Annotated in this window: 7 protein-coding genes; 5 read left to right on the top strand and 2 right to left on the bottom strand. The window is 73.9% G+C overall.

Annotation, left to right across the window (positions count from 1 at the left end):
* Window positions 1-185: 185 nt before the first annotated feature.
* Window positions 186-1,139, bottom strand: coding sequence for an aldo/keto reductase (locus ABD296_RS30685; RefSeq protein ID WP_344274936.1), 954 nt, complete (start codon window positions 1,137-1,139; stop codon window positions 186-188).
* Window positions 1,140-1,414: 275 nt separating this feature from the next.
* Between ABD296_RS30685 and ABD296_RS30680 the strand changes: the two genes are divergently transcribed.
* Together ABD296_RS30680 and ABD296_RS30675 are read left to right on the top strand one after the other, a co-directional pair.
* On the top strand, window positions 1,415-2,233 hold the full coding sequence (locus ABD296_RS30680; RefSeq protein WP_344274933.1) for an undecaprenyl-diphosphate phosphatase: 819 nt from the start codon (window positions 1,415-1,417) through the stop codon (window positions 2,231-2,233).
* 104 nt (window positions 2,234-2,337) lie between these two features.
* Window positions 2,338-2,988, top strand: coding sequence for a hypothetical protein (locus ABD296_RS30675; RefSeq protein ID WP_344274931.1), 651 nt, complete (start codon window positions 2,338-2,340; stop codon window positions 2,986-2,988).
* A gap of 24 nt (window positions 2,989-3,012) precedes the next feature.
* On the opposite strand, the gene corA is transcribed toward ABD296_RS30675, so the two are convergent.
* Window positions 3,013-3,984: a magnesium/cobalt transporter CorA gene (gene corA, locus ABD296_RS30670; protein WP_344274929.1), complete on the bottom strand. Its 972-nt coding sequence runs from the start codon at window positions 3,982-3,984 to the stop codon at window positions 3,013-3,015.
* Between the two features lie 86 nt (window positions 3,985-4,070).
* Here corA and ABD296_RS30665 point away from each other — a divergent pair, with 86 nt between their 5' ends.
* The 3 genes from ABD296_RS30665 (at window position 4,071) to ABD296_RS30655 (ending at window position 6,222) form a co-directional block, all read left to right on the top strand.
* Complete coding sequence (locus tag ABD296_RS30665; protein ID WP_344274926.1) at window positions 4,071-4,796, top strand: histidine phosphatase family protein; 726 nt, start codon at window positions 4,071-4,073, stop codon at window positions 4,794-4,796.
* A gap of 10 nt (window positions 4,797-4,806) precedes the next feature.
* Window positions 4,807-5,355, top strand: a complete 549-nt coding sequence (locus ABD296_RS30660; protein ID WP_344274923.1) for a DUF3090 domain-containing protein — start codon at window positions 4,807-4,809, stop codon at window positions 5,353-5,355.
* Between the two features lie 90 nt (window positions 5,356-5,445).
* Complete coding sequence (locus tag ABD296_RS30655) at window positions 5,446-6,222, top strand: SCO1664 family protein (protein ID WP_344274920.1); 777 nt, start codon at window positions 5,446-5,448, stop codon at window positions 6,220-6,222.
* Window positions 6,223-6,265: the final 43 nt, after the last annotated feature.

The following is a 6,265-nucleotide window of genomic DNA, read 5'->3' as shown; positions in this document are numbered from 1 at the left end:
CGGCGCGGGCGGCGCGCTCCTGCGGGGACTCGGCCGCGGCGGAGCCGCCGGTGCCGGGGCCGGACGAGCCGCCGGGCGTGCTGTCGGGCGTGCTGTCAGGTGGGGTGTCGGTCACGGGCTTCCCGTCGGGGCTTCTCACGGTTGGCGGTGGACCGTCCCGAGCGTGCCACGGACGGCCCGCCCGGTCACGGATGGGCCGGGGACATGTCGGAGACGTCGTCCAGCGCGGCCCGGATCTCGTTCGGCAGCGTCAGGTCCTCGCTGTCCAGGATCGCCTCCAGCTGCGCCGCGGTCCGGGCGCCGACGATCGGCGCCGCCACCCCGGGACGGTCCCGGACCCAGGCCAGCGCCACGCTCAGCGGCGACACGCCGAGGCCCTCGGCGGCGGTCACCACCGACTCCACGATCCGCGCGCACTCCTCGTCCAGGTACGGCTGGACGAAGTCGGCGAAGCGCGGCGCGGCGGCGCGCGACCCGGCGGGGATGCCGGTGCGGTACTTGCCGGTGAGCACGCCCCGCCCGAGCGGCGAGAACGGCAGCAGCCCGGCCCCGGCGTCCAGCGCGGCCGGCACCACCTCCCGCTCGATGTCGCGGCTCAGCAGCGAGTACTCCAGCTGCGCCGACACGATCGGCGCGCGGCCCGGCCAGGCGCGCTGCCACGCGGCGGCCTTGGAGATCTGCCAGCCCGCGTAGTTGGACACCCCGACGTAGCGGGCCCGTCCGGAGGCCACCGCCTCGTCCAGCGCCGACAGGGTCTCCTCCAGCGGCGTCGCCGGGTCGTAGACGTGCAGCTGCCACAGGTCGACGTGGTCGAGGTCCATCCGGTCCAGGGAGGCGTCCAGGGCGCGCAGCAGATGCCGGCGGGAGCCGTCGTAGCGGCCGTTCGGCCGGATCGCGGCCTTGGTGGCGATGACCAGGGTGTCGCGGTCGACGACCTCGCGCAGCAGGTGCCCGAGGATCCGCTCGCTGTCGCCGTCGCTGTAGACGTCGGCGGTGTCCACCAGCGTGCCGCCGGCCTCCGCGAACGCCACGAGCTGCGCGACGGCCTCGTCCGGATCGGTGTCCTGGCCCCACGTCATGGTGCCGAGGCCCAGCCGGGACACCAGCAGCCCGCTCCGCCCGAGGTGACGCTCCTTCATAGGCGGTCAATCTAGCGGGCATCGCGCGGGCCCCACCCTGCCGCCACCGCCCGCGTCCGCCCGGTGACGGGCGCGGCGCCGGGTGGACGGAAGGTGACGCGAACATGAGCATGGCGCGTCCCAGCAGCAACAGATCGGGGTATTCGCGCTGGTCGGAGGTGTGGCGAGCGGCCCCGCGCCGGCGGCCGGGAACCGGGAGGCGGCGGGCGGCGGATACGCTTCACCGGTGATCGGGCGCCGTGGCCGATCTCGCATTCGGAGGGAACCCGCCGCTCGTGAACGTCGTGGAAGCGACCGTGCTCGGGGTCGTCCAGGGGCTCACCGAGTTCCTGCCGATCTCCAGCTCCGGCCATCTGCTGATCGTGCCGAAACTGCTCGGCTGGAAGGACCCCGGCGCCGCCTTCACCGCCGTCATCCAGCTCGGCACCATGGCCGCCGTCGTCATCTACTTCTGGCGCGACCTCGTCCGCATCCTGACCACGTGGACCAGGAGCCTGTGGACGCCGGAGCTGCGCCCGCACCAGGACGCGCGGCTCGGCTGGTACATCGGCCTCGGCACGATCCCGGTCGCCGTCATCGGCCTGGCCCTCAACGGCTTCATCGAGAACGGCGCCCGCAACCTGTGGCTGAACGCCTCCTCGCTGATCGTCCTCGGGCTGCTGCTGATGGTCGCGGAGTGGGCCGGCATCGGCAAGCGGGAGGTCGCCGACCTGAACCTGCGGGACGGCCTGGTCATCGGCGGGTTCCAGGCGCTCGCGCTGATCCCCGGGTCGTCGCGGTCGGGGTCGACGATGACCGGCGCGCTGTTCCTCGGCTACACCCGCGAGGCCGCCGCCCGGTACTCCTTCCTGCTGTCGATCCCCGCGGTGGTGCTGTCGGGGCTGTTCGAGCTGCGCAAGGCGTTCGACGGGTCGCTGCAGGTCGTCCCGACCGCGATCGCGACCGTGGTGTCGTTCGCGGTCGGCTACGCGTGCATCGCCTGGCTGCTGAAGTTCCTCACCCGGCACTCCACGAACGTGTTCGTGTTCTACCGGGTGGCGCTCGGCGGCGTCCTGCTCGGCCTGCTCGCGGCCGGCGCGATCTCCGCGACCTGAGCCGCCGCCGGCCCCGCCCTCGCGTGGAGCCTGGGGCCGGACGGACACGAAGATCCTGGTGGGATCTGTTCCGGCGGGTCGCCGCCGGGCTAAAGTGCCGGGCCATGGCCCCAGCCTCGTTCTCCATGCACTCGCCGGAGGCGCCGCAGGGCGCCGGCGGGCCGCCGGCTGGCCCGGTGTTCGGCGCCGGCCCCGGCGACGACCCGGGCTACCTCGCCTCGCTGCGGGACGCGACGGTGCTGGGACGGATGCGCCTGATGATGCTGGTGCTGGTCGGTGCGCCGCTGCTGATCCTGGCGCTGACCCCGCTGATCGTCGACAACCGCGGCGGCGCGGCCGGGGACGCCCCGCCGTGGATCTACGCGCCGCTGCTGCTGTCGGCGGCGGTCGCGGCGCGGGCTGGGCCGCGCGCCCCGCTGCCGATGGCGCCGGGCGCCCCGCCCGCCGTCGCGGCGCGGATGGCGCTGGTGCAGTTCCGGCAGGGCGTGCTGCTGCGGTTCGCGCTCGCGGAGGGCGTGATCCTTCTCGGGTTGCCGCTGGCGATGATCGGGCACGCCGAGGTGGTGTTCGCCGCCGGGTTCGCCGTCGGCTACCCGCTGCTGCTGTGGCTGGCGCTGCCCACCACTGGCGGGGTGGAGCGGCTCCGCCGCCGGCTGGAGTCGCGGGGCGCCGAGTCGCACCTGTGGGCGGTCCTGCTGGCCGCGCCCCCGCCCGAGCCCGTCTCGGTCAGGAAGCCCGGCCCGGACGCCCCGTGATCCGCGCGGCGTCCCGCGAGTGCCCTAGAGCCAGCCGCTCTTGCGGAGCCTGAGGTAGAGCAGGACGCAGACGGCCGCCATCACCAGCAGCACCACCGGGTAGCCCCACGACCATTTCAGCTCGGGCATGTGGGCGAAGTTCATGCCGTAGATCCCGGCGATCGCGGTCGGCACCGCGATGATGGCCGCCCACGCGGAGATCTTGCGCATGTCCTCGTTCTGCTGCTTGCCGAGCAGCGCCAGATGTGCGTTCAGCACGCTGTTGAGCAGCTCGTTGTGCGCGTCGACCTGCCCGTCCACCCGCAGCAGGTGGTCGAGCACGTCGCGGAAGTACTCGCGGGTCCCGGCGCACTCGGAGACGCGGCCCTTGACGATCTCCTGCAGGACGGGGACGAGCGGGTCCTCGGCGGTGCGGAACTCCAGCACCTCGCGCTTCAGCGAGTAGATGTCGGCGGTGACGTCGCGGGCCCGCGGGTCGAACACCGCCCGCTCCAGCCCGATGATGTCCACCTCGACCTCGTGCGCGACCAGCCCGTACCGGTCCACGACCTCGTCGCACACCGCGTACAGCACGGCGGTCGCGCCGTGCTTGAGCAGGTCCTTGTCCTCCTCGAGGCGCCTGCGGACGGGCCCGAGCGGGTTCCCCGCCCCGTGCCGGACGGTCACGGCGAAGTCGGCGCCGAGGAACACCATGATCTCGCCGACCTCGATGTCGGAGGTCTCGTCGATGTAGGCGAGGGTCTTCAGCACCACGAACAGGGTGTCGCCGTAGCGCTCCATCTTCGGCCGCTGGTGCGCCGACACCGCGTCCTCCGCGGCGAGGGGATGCAGCTGAAGCTCGTCCTTGACGAGCTCGAACTCCTCCTCGTCGGGCTCGAACAGGCCGATCCACAGGAAGCAGTCGCCGTTCGCGCGGGCGAGGTCGAAGGCGTCGCTGATGTCGCCGTCGATGTCGCTGCGGACGCCGCCGGCGTAGATGGCCTTGTCCACGATCACGCCACGCATTGTCGCGCATCCGGGGCGCCGCGCGGAAACGCGCCGGTGATCACATCCGCTCCGTCCATCTCCTACAGTGGCCAGTTGTGACGACGCTTCTCCTGGTAAGGCATGGCCTGACCGCTATGACCGGGCCGGTGCTGGCCGGCTGGACCCCCGGCGTGCGGCTGGACGAGCGGGGCCGCGCGCAGGCCGCCGCGGTCGCCGGGCGGCTGGCGGCGCTGCCGCTCGCCGCCGTCGTCTCCAGCCCCCTCGACCGGTGCGTCGAGACCGCGGAGACGCTCGCCGCCCCGCACGGCCGGGCCGCCGGCGGCGCCGTCGAGAAGGTGGAGACCGACGAGCGGTTCGGCGAGGTCCGCTACGGCGACTGGACGGGCCGCCCGATCAAGGAGCTCGCCGAGGAGCCGCTGTGGCGGGTCGTGCAGGCCCACCCGAGCGCCGCCCGGTTCCCCGGCGAGCACGGCGAGGCGATGGCCGACGCCCAGCACCGCGCGGTCGCCGCCGTCCGCGACTGGAACGAGCGCATCACCGCCGCCCACGGCCCCGGCGCCCTGTACGCGGTGTGCAGCCACGGCGACATCATCAAGGCGATCGTCGCCGACGCGCTCGGCCTGCACCTGGACCAGTTCCAGCGGATCCAGGCCGACCCCGCGTCGGTGACCGCGATCCGCTACACCGAGCTGCGCCCGTTCGTCGTCCGCCTCAACGACACCGGCGGCGACGTCGCCGATCTGCGGCCCGCCCCGGACGGGGACGATGACCGGAAAACCGGACCCGGGGCAAGTGACGCGGTCGTCGGCGGCGGCGCGTAGGGTCGATGCCATGCCCGTCATCTCCTACGACCTGCCGGAGCGGTTCGTCGCCGGCGCCGTCGGGCGCCCCGGCGACCGCGCCTTCTACCTGCAGGCCCGCGCCGGCCGCCGGGTGACCAGCGTCGGGCTGGAGAAGTTCCAGGTGACGCTGCTGGCCGAGCGCCTGGAGGAGCTGCTGGACGAGGTGCTGCGGCGCACCGGCGGCGAGGCGCACGTGCCCGCCGTCACCCCCTCCGAGCTGCGCGACGACGCCCCCCTGGAGCAGCCGGTCGAGGAGGAGTTCAAGGTCGGCACCATGGCGCTGGCCTGGGACCCCGACGACGAGCGGGTCGTCATCGAGGCGCAGGAGGTCACCGAGGCCGAGGAGGACGCCGAGGTCGGCGAGGACGACCCGGCCATCGCCGTGCTGCGGGTGCGGATCAGCGCCGCGCAGGCCCGCGCGTTCGCCGAGCGCGCCCTGCAGGTCGTCGCCGCCGGGCGGCCCCCGTGCCCGCTGTGCGGCCTGCCGCTGGACACCGAGGGCCACGTCTGCCCCCGCCAGAACGGATACCTGGGCTGAGATGGGCGAGGTCGGCACGCCGGGCCCGGCCGCGTCCGCGGACCGGGACCCGCACTGGATCACCGGCGGGGCGGCCGGGAGAATGAGCGCATGACGCAGTCCTCCCGGGACCGTGCCCCCGCCGAAGACCCGTCCGGCGACCGGGTCTCCCCCCGCGACGTCCCCGCCGCCGAGCGGCTGCTGCTCGGCGGCCGGCTGGCGATCGAGGGCCGCCTCGTCCAGGCGTCCAACGCCACCCTGTACTGCACCATCGAGCACGACGGCGTCAGCGCCGCCTGCGTCTACAAGCCCGTCGCGGGCGAGCGGCCGCTGTGGGACTTCCCCGACGGCACCCTCGCCGAGCGGGAGGTGGCCGCCTACGAGGTCTCCAAGGCGATGGGCTGGGGCACCATCCCGCCGACCGTCCACCGCGACGGCCCCTACGGCCCCGGCATGGTCCAGCTGTGGGTGGAACCCGACCCCGACGTCGACCTGGTCGAGCTGTCGCGCTCCGACGACGAGGCGATCCGCCGCATGGCGGTGTTCGACGCCGTCGTCAACAACGCCGACCGCAAGATCGGGCACCTGCTGCCGCCCGGCGACGGCCACGTCTACGGCTGCGACCACGGCGTCTGCTTCTCCGTGGAGTACAAGCTGCGGACGGTGCTGTGGCAGTGGCGCGGCAAGCCGCTCACCCCCGAGGCCGTCGAGGCCCTCACCCGCGTCGACCGCGCCCTGCGCGGCGGCCCCCTGGCCGCCCGCCTCGCCGAACTGCTGACCGCCGACGAGGTCGACGCCACCCGCCGCCGCGTCGAGCTCATGCTCAAGCACCGCATCCACCCCTACCCGCCCGAGGACTGGCCCGCCATCCCCTGGCCGCCGCTGTAGGTCCCGGACCCCCGGCGTTCGGGTGGGTTCGGGCGGAGTGCTC

The organism is Actinomadura napierensis, assembly GCF_039529375.1.
Lineage (GTDB): Bacteria > Actinomycetota > Actinomycetes > Streptosporangiales > Streptosporangiaceae > Spirillospora > Spirillospora napierensis.
Note: the sequence above shows the minus strand (reverse complement) of the source record. Positions and strands in the feature narration are given on the sequence as shown.

Excerpts from the sequence above, each read along its gene's own strand:
- ABD296_RS30685 (WP_344274936.1), bottom strand. The coding sequence starts at position 1,139 with ATGAAGGAGCGTCACCTCGGGCGGAGCGGGCTGCTGGTGTCCCGGCTG.
- ABD296_RS30675 (WP_344274931.1), top strand. The coding sequence starts at position 2,338 with ATGGCCCCAGCCTCGTTCTCCATGCACTCGCCGGAGGCGCCGCAGGGC.
- ABD296_RS30660 (WP_344274923.1), top strand. The coding sequence starts at position 4,807 with ATGCCCGTCATCTCCTACGACCTGCCGGAGCGGTTCGTCGCCGGCGCC.
- ABD296_RS30655 (WP_344274920.1), top strand. The coding sequence starts at position 5,446 with ATGACGCAGTCCTCCCGGGACCGTGCCCCCGCCGAAGACCCGTCCGGC.